Origin of the sequence: Serratia sp. OLAL2, assembly GCF_002752475.1 — a bacterium.
GTDB classification, from domain to species: Bacteria; Pseudomonadota; Gammaproteobacteria; order Enterobacterales; family Enterobacteriaceae; genus Serratia; species Serratia bockelmannii.
This window is the reverse complement of sequence record NZ_MSTL01000004.1, coordinates 127,421-145,589: the sequence shown is the minus strand read 5'-3', so window position 1 is coordinate 145,589 and position 18,169 is coordinate 127,421. Positions and strand designations below refer to the sequence as shown.

General features: G+C 63.4%; 14 protein-coding genes. 2 read left to right on the top strand and 12 right to left on the bottom strand.

The features are described 5' to 3' along the window. Positions 1-2: 2 nt before the first annotated feature. Positions 3-800 (bottom strand): SDR family oxidoreductase, encoded by a 798-nt coding sequence (locus tag BVU99_RS05305; RefSeq protein ID WP_025304600.1) that lies wholly within the window; start codon positions 798-800, stop codon positions 3-5. 53 nt (positions 801-853) lie between these two features. Beyond that, complete coding sequence (locus tag BVU99_RS05300) at positions 854-1,864, bottom strand: aldo/keto reductase (protein ID WP_025304599.1); 1,011 nt, start codon at positions 1,862-1,864, stop codon at positions 854-856. 141 nt (positions 1,865-2,005) lie between these two features. On the opposite strand from BVU99_RS05300, the gene BVU99_RS05295 reads away from it, so the two are divergent. Next, on the top strand, positions 2,006-2,905 hold the full coding sequence (locus BVU99_RS05295) for a LysR substrate-binding domain-containing protein (protein WP_025304598.1): 900 nt from the start codon (positions 2,006-2,008) through the stop codon (positions 2,903-2,905). A gap of 32 nt (positions 2,906-2,937) precedes the next feature. Here the strand turns inward: BVU99_RS05295 and BVU99_RS05290 are convergent, their stop codons facing one another. Genes BVU99_RS05290 through BVU99_RS05280 form a run of 3 tightly spaced genes read right to left on the bottom strand, consistent with a single transcriptional unit; the run spans position 2,938 to position 9,301 of the window. After that, a complete protein-coding gene (locus BVU99_RS05290; protein ID WP_099817023.1) occupies positions 2,938-5,121 on the bottom strand; it encodes a virulence factor SrfC family protein in 2,184 nt (727 codons plus the stop codon). Continuing rightward, complete coding sequence (locus BVU99_RS05285) at positions 5,118-8,063, bottom strand: virulence factor SrfB (protein ID WP_168186791.1); 2,946 nt, start codon at positions 8,061-8,063, stop codon at positions 5,118-5,120. Before BVU99_RS05285 ends, BVU99_RS05290 begins: the two co-directional genes overlap by 4 nt. Beyond that, entirely contained in the window at positions 8,063-9,301 is a 1,239-nt protein-coding gene (locus tag BVU99_RS05280) for an SrfA family protein (RefSeq protein WP_099817021.1), read from the bottom strand. Before BVU99_RS05280 ends, BVU99_RS05285 begins: the two co-directional genes overlap by 1 nt. Before the next feature lie 297 nt (positions 9,302-9,598). Here BVU99_RS05280 and BVU99_RS05275 point away from each other — a divergent pair, with 297 nt between their 5' ends. After that, complete coding sequence (locus BVU99_RS05275) at positions 9,599-10,513, top strand: DMT family transporter (protein WP_049205608.1); 915 nt, start codon at positions 9,599-9,601, stop codon at positions 10,511-10,513. Here the strand turns inward: BVU99_RS05275 and BVU99_RS05270 are convergent. The 7 genes from BVU99_RS05270 to BVU99_RS05240 form a co-directional block, all read right to left on the bottom strand. Next, on the bottom strand, positions 10,510-12,003 hold the full coding sequence (locus BVU99_RS05270; protein ID WP_043139028.1) for a PLP-dependent aminotransferase family protein: 1,494 nt from the start codon (positions 12,001-12,003) through the stop codon (positions 10,510-10,512). The two genes, BVU99_RS05275 and BVU99_RS05270, sit on opposite strands and share 4 nt — an antisense overlap. A gap of 79 nt (positions 12,004-12,082) precedes the next feature. Continuing rightward, entirely contained in the window at positions 12,083-12,706 is a 624-nt protein-coding gene (locus tag BVU99_RS05265; protein WP_043139025.1) for a LuxR family transcriptional regulator, read from the bottom strand. A 101-nt stretch (positions 12,707-12,807) separates the two neighbouring features. Beyond that, positions 12,808-13,338 (bottom strand): fimbrial protein, encoded by a 531-nt coding sequence (locus tag BVU99_RS05260; protein ID WP_230203414.1) that lies wholly within the window; start codon positions 13,336-13,338, stop codon positions 12,808-12,810. An 8-nt stretch (positions 13,339-13,346) separates the two neighbouring features. After that, the gene (locus BVU99_RS05255) at positions 13,347-14,291 is read right to left on the bottom strand and encodes a fimbrial protein (protein ID WP_049209137.1); all 945 of its coding nucleotides are present in this window, start codon (positions 14,289-14,291) and stop codon (positions 13,347-13,349) included. Further along, complete coding sequence (locus BVU99_RS05250) at positions 14,269-14,880, bottom strand: fimbrial protein (protein ID WP_060448478.1); 612 nt, start codon at positions 14,878-14,880, stop codon at positions 14,269-14,271. Before BVU99_RS05250 ends, BVU99_RS05255 begins: the two co-directional genes overlap by 23 nt. A gap of 11 nt (positions 14,881-14,891) precedes the next feature. Then, entirely contained in the window at positions 14,892-15,635 is a 744-nt protein-coding gene (locus tag BVU99_RS05245) for a molecular chaperone (RefSeq protein ID WP_049209134.1), read from the bottom strand. Positions 15,636-15,665: 30 nt separating this feature from the next. Then, positions 15,666-18,167, bottom strand: a complete 2,502-nt coding sequence (locus BVU99_RS05240; protein WP_080440189.1) for a fimbria/pilus outer membrane usher protein — start codon at positions 18,165-18,167, stop codon at positions 15,666-15,668. Between the last annotated feature and the right edge of the window lie 2 nt (positions 18,168-18,169).

Sequence of the window (18,169 nt, the reverse complement as noted above, 5' to 3'; positions counted from 1 at the left end):
GGTTACATTGCCAGCGTATCTACGACGCCGCCGTCAACGCGCAGCGCCGCGCCGGTGGTGGCCGAAGACAGCGGAGACGCGAGGTAAACGGCCAGGTTGGCCACTTCATCGACGTCCGCCGCGCGCTGAATGATGGAGCTTGGGCGTTCGGTTTTAACGAACTCGTCGGCCTGATCGCGTGCGCTGCGCCCGGATTTGGCCGCCGCATCCGCCAGCATTTCTTGCAGGCCTTCGGTAAAGGTTGGCCCCGGCAGGATGGCGTTGACCGTCACACCGGTGCCGGCGAGGCGTTTCGCCAGGCCGTGAGACACCGCCAGGTTGGCGCTTTTGGTGACGCCGTAGTTGATCATGTCCGCCGGGATGGCGACGCCGGATTCGGACGACACGAAAATAATGCGTCCCCAACCCTGCTCGGTCATGCTCCGCGCATAGTGGCGCGCAAGACGCACGCCCGAGAGGACGTTGACGTTATAGAAGTGCATCCACTCGCTGTCGGGCACGGTAAAGAAGTCTTTATCGTTGAAAATGCCCAGGTTGTTGATCAGCACGTCGGCTTTCGGTTCCGCGGCGAACAGGGTGGCAGCCCCTTGTTCCGTCCCGAGATCTGCGACCACGCCGCGCACCTGCGCGCCGGGCACGTTGGCGCTGATGTCGGCGATAGCGTTATCGACCCCGGTTTTCTGACGGCCGACGATCACGACGGTGGCGCCCGTTTTGGCGAGCCCGCGCGCGATGCCGAGGCCGATGCCGGAGGTGGAGCCGCTGACGACGGCGACTTTGCCTGATAGATCCAGTTTCATCATGTATCTCATCGAGTTAATGGGGGTAATGGGGCCATGCGGCCCCATAAAACTTAACGAATCGGCAGCGGCGCGTTGTCGGCCACCAGTTTCTGACGGCGCATTTCGGCCCAGAATTCAGCCGGGATAACGGCGTCCAGCGCAGCCAGATCTTCGGCCATGCGGCCAGGGCGGCTCGAACCGGGGATCACGGCGGCGACCGCCGGGTTAGCCAGCGAGAACTGCAGCGCGGCGGCTTTGACGTCGACCTGGAAGCGAGCGGCGATCGCTTTGATTTGCGCCACTTTCGCCAACACCGCCGGGGATGCTTTCTGGTATTCGTAGTGCTCGCCACCGGCCAGCACGCCGGAGTTGTAAGGGCCGCCGACGACAATGTCGACGTTGCTCGCCAGGGCTTCCGGCATCAAACGCTGCAGCGCGCGTTCATGATCCAGCAGGCTGTAACGGCCGGCCAGCAGGAAGGCGTCCGGCTGCGTTTCGCTCAGGCCCAGCGCCAATTCGCAAGGCTCGACGCGGTTGACGCCGAGGCCCCAGGCCTTGATCACCCCTTCTTCACGCAGACGGGTCAGCGCGCGGAAAGCGCCGGTGCGAGCGATGTTGAACTGCTCAATCCAGTTGTCGCCGTAAAAGTCCTGGGCCGGATCGTGGATCCAGACGATGTCCAGACGGTCGGTTTTCAGGCGCTTCAGGCTGTCTTCAATGGAACGCAGCGTGGCGTCGGCGGAGTAGTCGTTGACGATCTTGTTCTTCAAACCGTGTTCGAACAAACCGCCTTTCTCACCCAGATCGCGGGCGGAGGTGTCTTCTTCTTCGTCCAGCATGATGCGGCCCACTTTGGTGCTCAGCACATACTCGTCGCGTGGGTATTGCGACAGCACTTCACCCATGCGGATTTCCGACAGGCCGGAACCGTAGAGCGGCGCGGTGTCGAAGTAGCGGATGCCCAGATCCCAGGCGCCGCTGACGGTGGCTTGCACGTCCTCTTGCGGGATGTTGCGGAACATATTGCCGAGTGGCGCGCCGCCCAAACCGATCTTGCCGGGTAAAATATTTTTGATGCTCATAGTCGATCCTCAATACGTTATCTTTTCAGGGAAACTTATGGGGCTCATACCTGTCTGCCCCGTCACGAGGCTAAAGATAACGTGGCAAGTTGTGACTTGATAGGACATAATTCGTCTAAGTTAAGTCCTTTGAGGTCTCACATGATCGATTTACGTCAGTTGAAATACTTTGTCGCGGTGGCGGAAGAGGAGCACGTCGGCCGCGCCGCCGAACGGCTGCACATTTCCCAGTCCCCGCTGAGCAGGCAGATTTCCCAGCTTGAGGAGCGCCTCGGGTTGATGCTGTTTGAGCGCAATCAGCAGCGCATCCGCCTGACGGCCGACGGCCAGACGTTTCTGGCCGAAACCCGCGCGCTATTGACGCACGCCAACCGGCTTGAGTCGCTCGGGCGCCGCCTGGGACGGGGGGAAGACGGCGGGCTGTGCATCGGCTATATCGAAAATGCGATGCACTCCGGCGTTTTGTCGAACGCATTGCGGGCGCTGCGGGTGTCCCGGCCGGATGTGCACATCGTGCTTTACAGCCAGCCTTCTTCCATGCAGCTCGAAGGGCTGCGGCAGCGTAGCCTGGACGTGGCGCTGGTCAATACGGCGCCGGATCGCGACGATCAGGATTTGGACTATACGCAGGTGTTGGACGATCGCATGCTGCTGGCCCTGCCGCAGACGCATCCGCTGGCTGAAAGGGAGACGCTGCAGCCGGCGGATCTCACCGATCAGGCCTGGATCTCGGTGATCCACAAAGAGGATGCCCATTCGCGCGACGACTTCGTGGCGGCCTGCGTGAAGGCCGGGTTTGATCCGGATATTCGGCTGGAAGCGGGCGAGCCGCTGACCGCGCTGGGGCTGGTCGCCGCCGGGTTGGGGATGACGCTGATCCAGCACAGCCTGCGGCATAACGCGCCGCAGGGCGTGGTGCTGCGCGAGCTGCCATGGATGCAATACACCACGCAGCTGTGGGCAGTGTGGCACAAGGCCAACCTGCGCCCGCTGGTCACCCATTTTCGCGAAGTGATGTCGGCCGGGCCGGCCTGCCACTGATCGCCGGCGGCGCCCGGCCCGGATTGCGCCCACTACGGCACAGCGCGCAGGGTGGCGACGATCGCCGCCAGGTCGGCGCGCTGCTCGTCTGCCAGCGCGGGCTGCGCCTGCGCGGCATTCTCCGCCAGCAGGGTTTGCAGGCCGATCAGCCAGTCATAGATATAAAACGCGGTATTCTTGGTCGGCGTCGGCGCCAGCCGGGTTAGCCGCTGCTGGCCGCTCCAATCCACCGCCGGCTGCGGCGGCGGGGTAAAGATCGGCTGGCCGGGATTGACGCGGCTTTCGGGGCGCGTTGCCACATCGCGCCGCGGGAAGCCGAGCCAGGCGACGAAGTCGCCCAGTAGCGCCAGCGCCTGACTGATCTGCCGATCTTCACCCTGTTCCGGCAGGCCCCCGGCGCACAGTGCACGCTCCAGTTCGTCGTCGAGCTGCAGGCGGCAGGCGGCGCCGATCAGCGCATCGACCAGCAATTCCAGGTGTGGTTTCTCGACGCCGAGCAGATCCAGCAACCGGCGGCTGTCCGGCAGCGCACGCAGATGATTGACCCAGTCTGCGAAGATCCGTGCGGCAAAAGGCGATGCGGGCTGCTCGCCGGGCGCCGCAGGGTCTTGCTCGCCGAACAGATCGATATCCAGCCCGAACGGTGAAGGCGCCATCGTCGGAGCCGGTGCGGTGTGCTGCTGTTGCTGATAAAGCTGGCGCAGCGTATCGCGCTGGGGTAGCAACCGCTCCAGCAGTTCGCCGTGGCGGCCGGCCTGTGCCTGCAGTGCGCGCAGCAGCTGTTGCGCGCGTTGCTGCGTCGCGTGCGGATCGGCGGCGGTGAGCCAGTTGCCGAGCAGGCTTTCCGTCAGCTCGCGCTGCAATTCCTCACGCTGTTCGAGCAGGCGCGCTTGCTTGTGGGCCGGACGCGCCTGAGCGGCCAGGTAGTTCACCATGCGGCGACAGTCCTGTTCATCCAGCGCCAGCAGCGTGGCCCAGCTGTCGCCGGGCTCGCCGACCTGACGCTGGACGGCGTCGTCGGGCCGCGCTTTGCCTTCCTGACGCGAGTCGAACGGCGTGATTGCCCAGATTAAACCGGGCTTGCGGCGTTGGCGCAGCGCCGGGGTTTCCCCCTGGGTGTGGTTGACCCAATCGCCGAGCGCCTGGCCGACGCGCGCGGCGTCCTGCGGCGTGGCGGCGGCATCGGTTACCAGCAGCAGGCTGGCGTGCTGGCCGTCCGAGCAGCGGGTCAATAAATGGGCGCGCTTTGCCTGTTGCAGACGCTGCGCCGGCTCCGCCTGCGGACAGCTGCGGCTGCCGGGCAGGTCGATCAGCGCCACCTCGGCGGGCAGGCCCGTCTGCGGCAGAACGGTGGTCACTTCGGCGGTCAGCCAGGCCAGATCGCTCAGTGCGATCTCCCGTTCATCGCCGTTTTCGGTCATGACGGCGATCGTGGCGTTTTCCGGTACGGCGTTTGCGGTCAGCAGCGCCAACGCGCGGCGCGGGGCATGAACCTGTCGGCTGCCGCCGAGGGTATGCAGCGCGTGCGCCAGCTGGCGATAACGCGCCGTCAACGTCGCCTCCTCTCCCCACAGCGGTGCAAACAGGCGCGCGCGATCGTCGATGCTCAGCTGCGGCGCCAGCGCCACGGCCTGCGGCCAGAAGTGCCTGTCGAGCGTGGGTTGCTCTTTGCCGCCGTGGCGGCGTTGGTTGTCCCACAGCGCCAGCACGGCGTTGCCATCGAGGCCATCGAGGGCGACGGCTTGGCGGTGGCGCGCCAACGCTTGCAAATGGCCGGCGATGGCGCGGGCGTCCCAGTCCGGGCGAAAGCCGCGCATCGCGGCGGCGTCGATCGTGATGGCCAACCACTGCGCTTCGTTGAGCAGCGCGAGGGCGATCGGATAATCGGCGGGCCCCGTTTCGGCCGCCGTGCAGTAGCGCACCGCGAGCGACAGGTCCGCGTTGAAGCGTTTGGCGCCAGGCGCCAGCGCCGCCAGCAGATGGGCCTTGGCGGCGGCGTTGTGGCCATACAAACCGATGGCGACCTGCGCAGGCCGGGTGTTTTCCAACTGGACGGCGCGGTTATGGCAACCGCGCAGACGCAGCGTCAGGCGATCGGCTTCCCGCTCCAGGCGGGCGGATTGTCGGCGTGTGGCGTCCACCCAGTCGATCGCCTGCACAATGCCGGCGCTGAGCGCGTTATTCGGAGCCGCTGGGGCAAAGGTGTGCGTTTTCATCGTGGGTAAATGCTCCCGCTGTCTATCCAGTAGTGGGTCGCACCGGAGGCGCTGGCAGCCAGGGTATTGAGTTTCAGTTGCAGGTGGTGAGCCGGGACGGGGCTGCCGTCGGCCAGCACCGCCTGCGCGATCTTGACGCTTTCGGCGCCCTGTTCGGCGCTGGCGGTGATGGCCAGACGCAGGCCGATCACCGCGTCGCCGGCCAGCTTGCGCGCCAGCTGGGCGTCATTGATGGTCAGCGTATAGAGCGGGGAGGCCGGCCAACGTTCGTTGTCCAACTGGCGGAAGCCCAGACGCAGTGGGCCGCGCAGCTGGAAGCTGACGGCGGGATCGAGCGCGAAATCGGCGCGATCCAGATCGATGTCGCGGTAATAGACGTTATCGTCCGCCAGCATGTTGTTGCCGTCCAGCATGCCCAGATAGCGAATGGTGGAGTAGGGCTGGAAATCGCCGACGTTGAAGTAAAAGCTCTCCAGCCGCAGATCGATCGCCAGCAGGCACAGCATGGCGCCCACGGCAGCGGTGGATTTCGGGTTGTCGATGCGGCCGCGTTTGTTGAACGGGTACCAGCTGCGGGTGTGGTAGCCCTCGAGAGGCAGAATGCGGCTGGCGGGCAGTGGCTGCAGGTGGCGCAGCAGCGCCTGCACGCCGGGGAAACGCGCCGGGCGGCCGGTCAGCAGCAGCACGTCGCAGGTATACAGCGCCACCACTTCGGCCAGCAGGCGCAGGCAGCGGCCGATGCCGATGCGATCGGACAAGAAGGCGGCGTGCAGATCGGCCAGGCGGGTCACCAGCGGGGTGTGCAGAATATCGAAGGCGTCGCTGTCGGCTTCGCGCTGCACTTCGCCGTTGATAAACGCCAGCACCTGCGGCGTCGGCGGCTGCGGCAGCAGATCGCCGAGGTTGGCGGCGATTTCCGCCCGGCTGTCCAGCGGATCGTACTGCTCATAGGCGGCGAGCAGCGCGCGTCCGGCGGGCATGAAGATCTGCAGCGCGGCCTGCTGACGCAGGGTGGAAAGCCCGTCCATGCGCCCTTCGTTGCCGAACAGTTTGTCCATCAGTGCCGCGGCGGCGCTCACGCCGGCGGCCTCGAACGCCTGTTGCACGGCGGGCAGGACAAACTGCTGGATGATGTCCAGCAAGATATCGTCGCCGGCGACCTTAAAGCCCTCGCGGAACAGCAGGCGCGGGTTGATTTTGATGTTGTTGCCTACGCCGTCATCGAGCGAGTAGTGCGTGATCGCCAGATCGGTGGTGCCGCCGCCGATGTCGATGGAGGCGATGCGCAACGTCTTGCCGGGCTGTTCACCCGGCGCCAGCGGCCGATCGGGCCGCGCCATGGCGGCGAAGAAGGCGTCGGTGCGGCCGGCGAAGTTCACCTGGGTTTCGTTGTACAGATAGACCATCTGGCCGCAGGTGGCTTCGTCCCACTCGATCTGCACTTGCGGCGCCGGGAAGCGGGTGTGCTCGCCGTTGAACGGCGCATCCTGCGGGTGCCAGCCGAGGGCTTTCCATACCAGCCCAATCGCTTCCTGCATGCGGCGGCGGAAGATCTCGCGCTCCGGCTTCGGCATCGCCGAAGGCAGCGTCAGGATGATGGCGCGTAAACGGCGCGGGGCGGCGGCGTTCGGCATGCGGCTGCGTTGGGCGATGCTGTTGATCTGCATCAGCGCCTGCGCCAACAGCTCGCTCAACATCAGGCTCATCACCGCACTGCGGCTGTAATGGGCGGCGAACACCGGCAGCCGTTCGGCCGTCGGCAGGGCGGACAGCGGCACGCCCTCGTCGTTGATCAGGGTGGTCAACGGCGCGGCGGCGGCCATCGGCTCGTGCCGCTCGTTGAAGCGCCAGCCGGGCGCATAGCGCTCCTCGTCCCACAGATAACGCCGTGGGCTGGAGATGCCGGTGGTGCCTTCATGCCCTTCGCGTCGCTGCGCCAATTGCGCGGCTTCATGGCCGACGCGGGTGATGGACGGCCATTGGAAGGCATCGTCGCGTCCGCTCTGGAAGGACAGATGCGGCTTGCCGAACGCGGCCCGAGAAAACTCCACCCGGCTCTCGAACAGTTCGTTGTAGACCTGATGCGGTTCGGACAGCGAGCGCAGCTGCAGCTCATAGGTTTGCTTCAGGCCGTTGCTCTCTTCCGGATGGTCCTCGACCAGCACGCCGCAGGTGTGAGAATTGCCGACGTCCAGCACCAGATCGACGTCGATCGCCGGTTGTTGCAGCGTCGCCGCCACCATTTTTATCTGCGGCACCGTCAGCTGATGGCCGAGCATGTGCAACAGGTTGAGGTAGTGCGCCTGATACTCGAAGGTTTTCAGCCCGGCGTTGATCTCCGCCTCGGCGCGCTGTTCCCGCTCGGCGGCGCGCTGGCTGAACGCCTCGCGCAGCCAGCCGTCCACCCAGGTCAGATCGAGGAACTCGCCCAGCTCGTGGTTGCGGTGCGCCAGCGTGAAGTTCAGCCCGGTGCCGAGATCGCTTTCGCCCGGCGCTAATGCTTCCTGGCCGGGCGCGGCGGCGCGGGTGTCGAAGGCCAGCACCACGCGCAGCAGGTTACCGTCCTGATCCGGCTCATCCAACTGCACCACCTGCAGACGTGCCCAGTTATCCGGGCCCGATAAAAACATTCCCGAGGTGGTGTAGCGCAGGAACGGCAACGGCAGCCAGAGCTTATCCAGCAGGCGCAGCGACTGCTGCAGCGGGTAGCTGAACTCCGGCCGTACCACTTCGGCGGCCTGGTCGCCCACGGCCGGCAACTGGTATTTGCCGCTCTCGGCCTCCCATTGCAGGCGCAGCAGCGGGCCGCTGGCGGTCTTGCGCACGAATTTGCCGGGAAACTCGGCGTCCAGCCGCGGCGTCAGGGCAAAGTCCAGAAACTGAATGCCGCTGTCCTGAATCAGCGTAACGCCGTGTTTGTAGTCAGTAAGGGGGGCCAGCATCATTTACTCTCGCGCTTGAACGTCATGGGATAGGTGGTGTCCGCATCGTAGCGGCCGGTGCACTCCGCCGCGCCGGTCTCGCCTTGGCGGCAGACGATTTCCGGGATCTGATAGCGGCTGCCGTCGCTGCAGCGCGCCTTGGTGCGGCTGTTGATCACCAGATTGCCGGACTGCATCAGGCCGGCTTCGACCGCCGCCCGGCAGGTGACGCCGTCGCCGTAGGCGATGATGGCGCTGCCTTTGCCCGCGTTCAGGCGGTATTGCAGGCTGGGGCGTTTGCCGGTGATCGGATCTTTCAGCGCCACCGTGGCGCGCCATTTGCCGTTAAGGAAACGGGTGGAGCCAGCCTTCACTGCCTCGGGTGGCAGCACCAGCGCATTTTTGTCCAGCGGTTGCGGGATGGTCGGCGCCGGGGGCGGCGGCATCAGCGTGGCGTGCGCCAGCGGCAAGCGCAGCTTAGGCAATGGCGCGGCGGTTTTTTCCGGTGGTGCCGGAGGGTGCACCTCAGCCGGCATCGCCGGTTGCGGCGTCGGTGAGCGGTGCAGCCAGGCGGCCAGCGCCGCACTGCCTAACAGCAGTACCGGTAACAGCCACAGCGCGTGGCGCCGACGCGGGCGCACGACGGCAGGGGATTCGACGGGGGCCGCCGGAGCGAGCACCGGTTCAGGCTCGGCGGCCGGTGTTGGTTTTGCCGGTTCAACAACGGCCGGCTTGCGTGGTGCGGCGGCGATCGGCGCCGGTTTTTCCACTTCCGATTCGAGCGGGCGCAGGCAGGCTAACGGATCGTCCGGGCTCTGCGCCTGCGGTTTGATAAAGCCCCAAAAGGTCAGCACCGGTCGGTCGTCTACCAGGTAGACGTGGTTGGGATCGGGAATATGCATCGCTTTGGCCAGCAGCGCGCCGAACAGGCGGTGGCTGGGATGATCGGTCGCCCGGGTCTGTTCCGTCAGGCTGCGGAAGGTCGCCAGACAGTGTTCCAGGTGGCGCACCGCCTGCGCGCGCTGGGCGTCGCTTGCCGCCAGCCAGGAGGTCACCTTTCCCGGGAAGGGCGCATACCAGTCGATGCGGGTGCCGCTTTCGTTCGGCTGGGGGATCGCCAGACAGTCGGCGGCCTGCGGCTGCCGGCGAAGACGCAGGGTTTCCCGCAGCTGCTGCGCGCAGGCGTAGATCGGTTGCCCGTTCTCGCCTAAAGCGAGCACATCATCCAAACTGCCACTGCGTAAGAAGGGTTTCACCACGGCACCGCACCTTGTCCTGTTCTGCAAAAACGCATAAAAGTCCATGATACCCCGCAGGCGGCGGCGCCAAACGGCCAAGGACAGCCCGAAAAACGCCCTTCTTCGGCGTTAGCGATGCGCTTTGGCAACCGGCACAGTGAAAATCTCGCTATCTGGACCTGTCCGTGAGCCGCTTTATCTGAAAAATAGAACGCAACCCCGGCAAGCGACGCCGGGGAATGCTGTTCTCTTTCACTATGACCTCGCCTCGCGGGTTGCCGATTTCGGTATGCCTCAGGCGTGCGGAGCGTTCGCATCATGGACAGTCAGTCTGAAAAAACTCTCGTTGTTACCCCCGCTCATCCCGTTGTCGGGCATTCCGCCCAGGGCTGGATGAACGGCTTCCTCGGCATGATTATCTTCAGCGGCTCGCTGCCCGCCACGCGGGTGGCGGTACTGGAGCTCGATCCGCTGTTTCTGACGGCGGTCAGGGCGGCGATCGCCGCCTTGCTGGCCCTGTGCGCGTTGCTGATCACCCGCCAGGCGCGGCCGACGCGGGCCGATTTGCCGCCGCTGCTGTTTGTGGCGCTCGGCGTGGTCATCGGCTTCCCGCTGCTGACGGCGCTGGCGCTGCAGCACACCACCTCGGCGCATTCGCTGGTGTATATCGGCCTGCTGCCGCTGGCGACCGCCGGTTTTGGCGTCTTGCGCGGCGGAGAGCGGCCCAAGCCCGCTTTTTGGGCCTTTTCCGGTATCGGGGCCGCGCTGGTGGGGGCGTTCGCGCTGAGCCAGGAAAGCGGCGGTGCCTGGCAGGGGGATGCGCTGATGATCGGCGCGGTGCTGCTGTGCGGTCTGGGTTATGCCGAAGGGGCGGTGCTGTCGCGCCGGATCGGTGGCTGGCAGGTGATCTCCTGGGCGCTGGTGGTCGCCTTGCCGTTGACGCTGGTGGCGGCGTGGTGGGCGGCGCCGGCCACTTGGCCTGCCGTCAGCGGCGCCGCCTGGCTGTCGCTGGTGTACGTCTCGGTGTTCAGCATGTGGATTGGGTTTATCTTCTGGTATCGCGGCCTGGCGCAGGGCGGCATCGCCGCCGTCGGGCAGCTGCAGCTGCTGCAGCCGTTCTTCGGCCTGATGCTGGCGGCCTGGCTGCTGCAGGAAACCGTTCAGCCGATGATGATCGCCGTGATGGCCGGCGTGGTGGTTTGCGTGTTCGGCGCCAAGCGTTTTTCCCGCTAGGCGCCGCTGCCGGCGCAGGCCAGGATCACTTCGCCGAGCCGTTTCACCGCCTGCTGTACCTGGCGATCATGGTAACCGCCCAATCCCAGCACCAGACCCGGTTCACCGTGGCCGGGCGCATACATCGGCGACACCGCCCGCAGCGCCAACCCGGCTTCGTTGGCGCACTGGGCGACCCGCACGTCATCGAGATCTTTCCTCAGCCACAGCACCATGTGCATGCCCTGATCGCAGGGCTGCACTACCGCCAAATCGGCGGGGATATGCGTGTTGATCGCCTCGATCAGCACCCGGCGTTTCTCAGCGTAGACGCCGCGCATTTTGCGGATATGCCGGTCGAGATACCCTTCGGCGATAAAGGCGGCCAGTACGTGTTGATCCGCGCTGGGCGGGTGACGATCCATCAGGATCCGGGCGCCGCAAAAGGCGTCGACCAGCGGCGGCGGCACGATGGCGTAACCCAGCCGCAGCGAAGGGAACAGCACCTTGCTGAAGGTGCCGAGATAAAGCGTCCGCTCGGGCGCCAACCCTTGTAGCGAGGGGAACGGGTGGCCGGCGTAGCGCATCTCGCTGTCGTAATCGTCTTCCACGATCCAGGCCTGCCGCTCTTTGGCCCAGGCCAGCAGGGCGCTTCGTTTCGCCATGCTCATCGGCATGCCCAGCGGGTATTGATGCGACGGCGTGACAAAGGCGGCTCGGGCGTCGGCGGCCAGGCGCACGCCGGCGGCGACGTCGATGCCGTCGTTAGCGACGGGTACCCTGATCATGTGCCGATCGCGAAACAGGCTGTTAAAAAGGGCGGTGATGCCGGCGTAGGCGGGGTCCTCGACCCAGGCGCTGTCGCCGGCGTCCAGCAGGATCTGCGCGGCCAGATACAGTCCTTGCTGGGTGCCGGCGGTGATGAGGATTTGCTGCGGCGTGCAATTTACCGAGCGGGAACGGCGCACATAGTCGCAGATGGCTTCGCGCAGCGGCAACGCGCCCAGCGGATCGCCGTAGCCCGACGGGGCGCCGGGGCCGCGCGCCCGGATGCGGTTGCCGAGCCGCCGCCAGATATCGTCGGGCGCGGTATCGCCGATCGGCACCGAGACGGTGAACGGCACCGGCGGCAGCGCCCGCACCTGGGCGGCGAAGCGCGCCAGATGCTGCGCCTGTGAAGAAAGCGGAACCGCTACCGCCGAACTCGCCTGTACCGTGGCGCGTGGCGTGCGGCGCGGCGCCTGATAGTGGGCAACCCGGGTGCCGGAACCGGGCTGCGGTTCGAGAAAGCCTTCCGCCGTCAGCTGAGCAAAGGCCTCCAATACCGTGCCGCGCGCCAGATTCAGCGCCGCCGACAGCCGGCGTGTCGAAGGCAGCAGATCGCCCGCTTTCAGATCGCCTTTGTGGATAGCCCGGCGCAGGGCCTGCGCCAGCTGGTGGCTAAGCTGCCCCGCCTGGCGGTCAATCTCGCCGAGGGCGGGGACGTCAACGACTTGGGCTGTTCTGGGCATGTATTCCGGCTCGCTTTGCAGTACAAAAATGAGTATTCAGAGTAAACCACTCTGATATCACTCGCGAGCCTGTTGCCGCTCAGCTTAGCCCCCGCTGATTCAGCAGCACCTTATTCAACTCGCTGTTTTTACGCACGTTAAGCTTGCGCATCGCCGAACGCTTATGGGCGCTGATGGTTTTCTGGCTGCGCTGCAGCAGGCCGGCGATGCTGCAGGCGGACATGCCGCTGCTCATCAAACCCAACACCTTTTTTTCGCAGTGGCTGAGCGCGGCGATGCGGCAGGCCTGGCATTTCCACAGGCCGGCGGCGTGCAGCGCCACCCACGGATGCTGGATGAACTTTTCCAGCGCCATCTGCAGCTTGAGACGGATGGCATAGGCCGAATCGCGCCGATGGATGCTGAACAGCGGCGGCAGGTTTTTCACCTGTTGCTGGGTCGTGTCGTCGAGGATCAGCAGGGTCAGCTGCCGCTGGCGCGGGATGCCGTAGGCGCTCTGGTAGCAGCAGGCGCAACCCCAGCGCTCTTCCGGCGTGCGAAACACGATTTCGATGTTATCCAACGCCTGCAGCGCCAGCGGCGAGAACTGCGGGTACAGACGCTGGCATTCGTTCAGGGAGTGCAGATAGTCCTGCAGCAGCAGACGCAGCCCCTGCTGGTAGAAGTTATCGCTGTCGAACAGCGTGAAGCGAATATCTGGCATGGGTGGCTCCTTAAAAGGCCGCGCCGGAGCGAACGGTGACGGCCAATCGCCGGCGATTGCGCGCCGGTCGTTTTCCTGATTTCCCTGGGGCGGTGCGGGGCTTATTGGTACGCCAGCACAAAATTGGCGACGGACGTGAATTCGCCTTCGGTAAGGGTTTTATCTTTAATCGCGCTCGGCCGCGCCTGGACATAGGCGCTGAACCTCAGGGCATTGGGTCCGTCTTGCAATGTCACCGCATCAGCCGGCGTACCCAGATCAATCGCTTTGCCCGCACCGTCGAACAGCGCGATGGCGGCGCCGTTGGCGCCATTGTTGATCGCCAGTTTGCCCGGCAGTTCGGCATCTTCAGTGCCGGTAAAGGTGGCGGTGACTGATTTGAAAACGGCGGTTTTACAGTCGGTTAAGCGAATGGAAAATGACACGGGGTTGGTATGGCCGTAGTGGTACAACGTTTTGATCAACACCGTATCCATCTCGACGGTTTGGTGAAGAGACTGCGGGTCGATATTGCAGGGCCTGCTTACCACGGAACCGAAAAAGTCTATTTCCTTATTTTCCGCCGCGACTGCGGAGGAAAATAGAAAACCGATGCCGCACAGAGCGGTGATTGTCCGATAGCTATTCATCATCACCCCCCTTAAATATAATTAATCAGCAAGATTACGGTCTTGCGGAAATTGCCTTCCTGTCCTTCCCCGGTGGCCTGCAATGAGGCGCTGTAGGATTTTTGCACCTGATCGCGACCATTCATGTCGGCGAAACTGTCGAACTGATTGTATTTAATCCATTTGGGGTTGGAATTATCGTGGATGCGCAAGGTTGAACCATTATCCATATTCAAGCCGGTAGCGTCGGTCAGCGTGCCGTTTTTCACCATGAAATTGGCGTCCAGCGCGAAGCTGTCGCTGCAGCCGTTTTTGCGGATCAAGATGCTGAAATCCTTGCTCGCTACGGTGCCCGCATTGGGTTTCCAGGTGGGGATTTCACCGAAATCAACGCCTTCCGGGGTTGAAAGCTCCACCGACGCGGCGCACTGGATGACTTTGATCTTATCCAACCCGGTTAGGGTGAAACGGTAATTTTTCCCTGGGTGGACGTTGATGCCGCCTACGCCATCGAGCTGAAAAACGGCGATCTGGCTGGCGCCTCCCGCGATGATTTCTCCGGTTTTTTGCAAATACACCTGGTAATTGACGTGACCGAGCTCCCGTTGCTTGGGGGTACGAAACATATCGGTTTGTACCCGGGAATTGATCAGGCCAAGATCCTGGCCGTTATAAATCACCCCCATGGAGATGCCGGCGGCGAATTGCCGGTTATCCGGATTGGGATAGAAATAAACCCATTCCCCTTTGGGTTTGCTGGAATGCGCCCAGCACATAACGTCGCGGCTCATCGGTTTAGAGGTCCAAAGCCGGCTGCCGACCGGTAAGGTGGCCGGTATTGTCAACCGGCCAATATCCTCGCTCTCTTCGGTAATGCCGTTCTCGGTATTCAGGTGGCATTCCAGCGCCTGAGCGCCGAATGGCGTCGCCAGGCAACCCAGCAACGCCAGGCGTTTATAAATAGACCAACTGGACATGCACCACTCCTTTGAATTGGTTTGCTTCGATGAACTGACGGGTTGATTCCAACTGAGCGCTGAACCACAACGTATTGCCGCCGGGCTGCAAGACATAGGGGGCGCCGGGTTGGTTGAGGGACAATGCGCGGCCCCGTTGATCTTTCAGCCGCAGGCCAACGCCTTGTACGCCGCCGTGCAGCTTCAGCAACTGCGGATTGTCGGGATCGCTTTCACCGAGGAACACCAGCGTGGCGGCCTGCTCCCCCCGCAGGTAGAGCAGGCCGGCATCGCCATTGCGCATCCCGGCCGGATTGTCTGCCAGCGCCCTGGCGCCCAGCAGGCAATGGTTAAAGGCGAGACGAAAACGTACCGGCGCGCTTTGATCGCCGACATGCCGGAAGGCGATCGTACCGATCTCACCGAGATCGACCGACTGATCGCGGCTATCCGGCGCCAGGCTGCAGGGGGAGCTCAGCAGAGCGCCCTGAAAACCGACGGTGCCGCTGGTGCCCTGAACCTCTCCCGGCGGAGAGGCCATTGTGGCGCCGTTGCCGAGCAGCAAGGCGCCGATCAGCAGAGGCCGCAGGCGGCCGGTGAAGTCAGCCATGCCGTATCTCCTTATTTTTTTCCGGGTGCGGCGGTGCAGAGGCTAGCGCTGCAGGTGAAGCGCAGCTCGGGGTGGCCGCCGAAATCATTGATATAGGTGACGACGAAGGCGTCGAACCCATTGTCGCGCAAACGCACATTTTCGCTGGATTTGGGGGACAGCATCACCGGCTTAAAATCGCCGATCGCGCCACTGCCTTGCTTCTGCGTCTGACGGGCGATGCCGGTCAGCGTGATGTGGAACGGCGTCGGGTTTTCGATGGTGAAGCCGTCGACGGTTTTGTGGAACACCAGCTGCTCTTGCCATACCTCACCCTGCGGGGCGACGATGGCCTTCGGGCGGAAGAACAGTTTGATCTGCGTTTGCAGCGCCAGTTGCATCACGTTGGCTTTGCTGCTTTTGGGCGGAATTTCGCGCAAATTGAAATAAAACACCGATTCGCGATCTTGCGGCAATAGCTCAGCTTCCGGCGTTTTGGTAATGCGCACGACGCTGCGTTCTCCGGCTTCCACCCGTTGCAACGGCGGCAATACCACCAGCGGCGAAACGATCTTTTGATGTTGCGCATTCTCGATCCAGGCCTGAGCAAGAAATGGCAACTCTTTGTTCTCATTGGTTATGTTAAGGCTGATCGATTTGGCGTCGCTCACATAGATGGCGCGCGTGCGATCCAACGCGATCGCCGCGTCGGCCGTCGAAGCCAGCGTCATCAACGCCAGGCTGCCCGCGGTTACTGCTATCGAATGTTTGTTCATGTTATTCGTCTACTCTCAATGTGTTGCGGATTACGGTTTGGCGCACGGCAACAGCAGCCGGTCCAGCGGTTTGGCGGCGCCTGGGATGGCGATGTGGCACTGACGGCGGCCTTCCCAGGCGACGTCCAACCGTTCTTCCGGTTGGACGCCGGTCAGATATACCGATCCGCCGTCGTTCACCACCGCGATCTCCCGTCCGGTCGCACTCAGCACCGTGGCGCCGAACGGCGGTTCGCTGCCGTCTGCCAGCTTGATGGTGGCCAACAGCTTGCTGCCTTTCACCACCTCGAAGTGGCGATAACCGATGGCGCCTTCAGTCAGCGTGCCCTGCACCACCGCGCGCGTGGCTTCAACGTCGTCCGCCAGCTTGTTGACGTCGATGCGCGTATCGGTGTTGTAGTAGCTGGTGATATCCGAGATCACCGCCAACCCGAAGCGGTTGCTGTAAGCGCGGCCGTTGTTGATTGGCACGCCGGCGACACCGTTGGTATCCAGCATCATGCGGCTGCCGCCATTGCCGGCGTTCTGGTGCGCGGCGACGCCGTGCCGGGTAGCGGTCAGGCCGCCGCGGAAAGTTCCGCCTATCGAGGAGTAACTGCCCTGCTGATAAGACGCGTTGGCGTTGAGCGTGCCGAACGACGCGTTATGGGTGTAGTAACCGCTCGCCGTCGGTTTGCCGGACTGGGTGACGCCGCTGCCGACCTGCCAGGTATTGTTGATGTCGCTGTTGTCGGTGTAGGTCGCCGTTTGGGTCACGTCGTGATTATTGACCTGCAGCGCGTAGCCCAGGCGGTTGTGCTCGCCGATAGGCACGGTGAAATTGAGCATCGCGCTATCGTCGGTGCGGCCCCGATAGTGAGTGCGATAGGCCGCCAACGAGGCGGTGATGTTGCTGATCCCGCCGAAGTCGAACAGCTTGCTGGTCGACATGCCGTAGCGATTTTGCGCACCGGCGTCCCAGTAAGTCTGGTGTGAGTAGGTCAGATAAGCGGTGATCGCCTGAGCGCTGTCCTCCGCCATAAAGGTTTTGCTGGCGGTGACGGTATACAACTCTTTTTGTCGGCCGCTGTAGCGATCGTCAATGTCGCCGTAGCGCGCCTGCAGGTACTGCGACATGGTCATGAACTTGCGCTGCGAAAAGCGGTAGCCGGCAAAGGTGATTTGGCCGTTGAGTTCGTCGAAACGTTTGGCGTAGTTGACCTTGAATGACATGCCTTTGGCGCTGGGTTCATCGGGCAGGCGCGCGATCGACTGCGTGGCGTCCACCGACAGGGCGCCGAACAGGTTCAGGTCACGCCCCAGGCCGAGGGCCCAGGCGTTGTAATCGCCGCCGAGCAGTGCGCCGCCGTATAGCGACCAGGCGTTGCTCAATCCCCAGGAGAAATCGCCGGCAGAGAACACCGGCCCTTGCGTGCGGTGATCGTAGGCAGACGGCTTGCCCAGCGCCATGTTATAGCGCACGTAGCCGGGGCGGGTCAGATAAGGAATGCTGGCGGTATCTACCTGAAAAGTGGAAACGCTGCCGTCTTGTTCTTCCACTTTCACATCCAGTTTGCCGCGTACCGAACTGCTGAGATCCTGGATGGCGAACGGCCCGGCGGGTACCGTGGTTTGATACAGCGTGCGGCCTTCCTGAGAGACGGTGATCCGGGCATTGCTTTTGGCGATGCCGCGCACTTCAGGCGCGTAACCCTGCAGGTTGGGCGGCAGCATGCGCTCGTCGCTGGCGAGATTGAGGCCGGTAAAACGGTAGGCGTCGAACACCGGCGAATTCAGGTAGGTTTCACCCAGCGTCAGCCTGGCGGCCTGCATCGGCAGCGCGCGGTAGGCGTAGATCTGATTCCAGTCGAAATTGCTGTCGCGGCGGCCGTATTGCTGGTTGAAGTCGGTCTGGTAATCGGCGCGCAGGCGCCAGGCGCCCAGGTTGGCGCCCAACGTACCGTAGCTGCTGAGGCTTTCGGCGGTGCCGTTGTCGTGGTGCTGTTTGCCTATTTGGCCGCTGAGATTGTAATCCAGCAGTATGCCGGGGATGCCATCGTCCCACTGCTCGGGCGGCGTCCAGTCGGGATCGGAATATTTCATCCAGGCCTGCGGAATGGTGATCGCCAGTACGCCGCCGCTGATGCGATCGGAAACCGTTGCGCCTTTGATGCCGCGAATGTCGGCACACTGGTTGTCGTGCCACAGGGTGACTTTTTTGGCCGCATCTTCTTTCAGCGCCATTTTTTCCACCAGGTCAGGCGGCAGGCACACCTGGCTGCCGCTCTTGTCATCCGGCGACGGGAAATACTGAATGCTGCGCTGGGGCAGCGTTTTCTGGTTGATTTTGATATCCAGCAGATAGGTGCCCGGCATGACGTAACCGGCGTCGGAAAAGCGGGATAAGTCCACTTTGCTGCGTTCGCCGATATCCAACACGTCGGTATTGAATTCCGTGGCGGAAAAGACCGGTTTTGCCCAGAGAAAAGAGAGAATGACGATGATGGGCGTTTTTTTTATTGTCAGTAAAGACGTCATAGAATGATCACTCATGG

Coding starts and splice junctions, on each gene's coding strand:
- BVU99_RS05265 (WP_043139025.1), bottom strand. CDS start 12,706: ATGCCAGATATTCGCTTCACGCTGTTCGACAGCGATAACTTCTACCAG.
- BVU99_RS05255 (WP_049209137.1), bottom strand. CDS start 14,291: ATGTCCAGTTGGTCTATTTATAAACGCCTGGCGTTGCTGGGTTGCCTG.
- BVU99_RS05295 (WP_025304598.1), top strand. CDS start 2,006: ATGATCGATTTACGTCAGTTGAAATACTTTGTCGCGGTGGCGGAAGAG.
- BVU99_RS05285 (WP_168186791.1), bottom strand. CDS start 8,063: ATGCTGGCCCCCCTTACTGACTACAAACACGGCGTTACGCTGATTCAG.
- BVU99_RS05305 (WP_025304600.1), bottom strand. CDS start 800: ATGAAACTGGATCTATCAGGCAAAGTCGCCGTCGTCAGCGGCTCCACC.
- BVU99_RS05275 (WP_049205608.1), top strand. CDS start 9,599: ATGGACAGTCAGTCTGAAAAAACTCTCGTTGTTACCCCCGCTCATCCC.
- BVU99_RS05270 (WP_043139028.1), bottom strand. CDS start 12,003: ATGCCCAGAACAGCCCAAGTCGTTGACGTCCCCGCCCTCGGCGAGATT.
- BVU99_RS05240 (WP_080440189.1), bottom strand. CDS start 18,167: ATGAGTGATCATTCTATGACGTCTTTACTGACAATAAAAAAAACGCCC.
- BVU99_RS05260 (WP_230203414.1), bottom strand. CDS start 13,338: ATGATGAATAGCTATCGGACAATCACCGCTCTGTGCGGCATCGGTTTT.
- BVU99_RS05245 (WP_049209134.1), bottom strand. CDS start 15,635: ATGAACAAACATTCGATAGCAGTAACCGCGGGCAGCCTGGCGTTGATG.
- BVU99_RS05300 (WP_025304599.1), bottom strand. CDS start 1,864: ATGAGCATCAAAAATATTTTACCCGGCAAGATCGGTTTGGGCGGCGCG.
- BVU99_RS05290 (WP_099817023.1), bottom strand. CDS start 5,121: ATGAAAACGCACACCTTTGCCCCAGCGGCTCCGAATAACGCGCTCAGC.
- BVU99_RS05250 (WP_060448478.1), bottom strand. CDS start 14,880: ATGGCTGACTTCACCGGCCGCCTGCGGCCTCTGCTGATCGGCGCCTTG.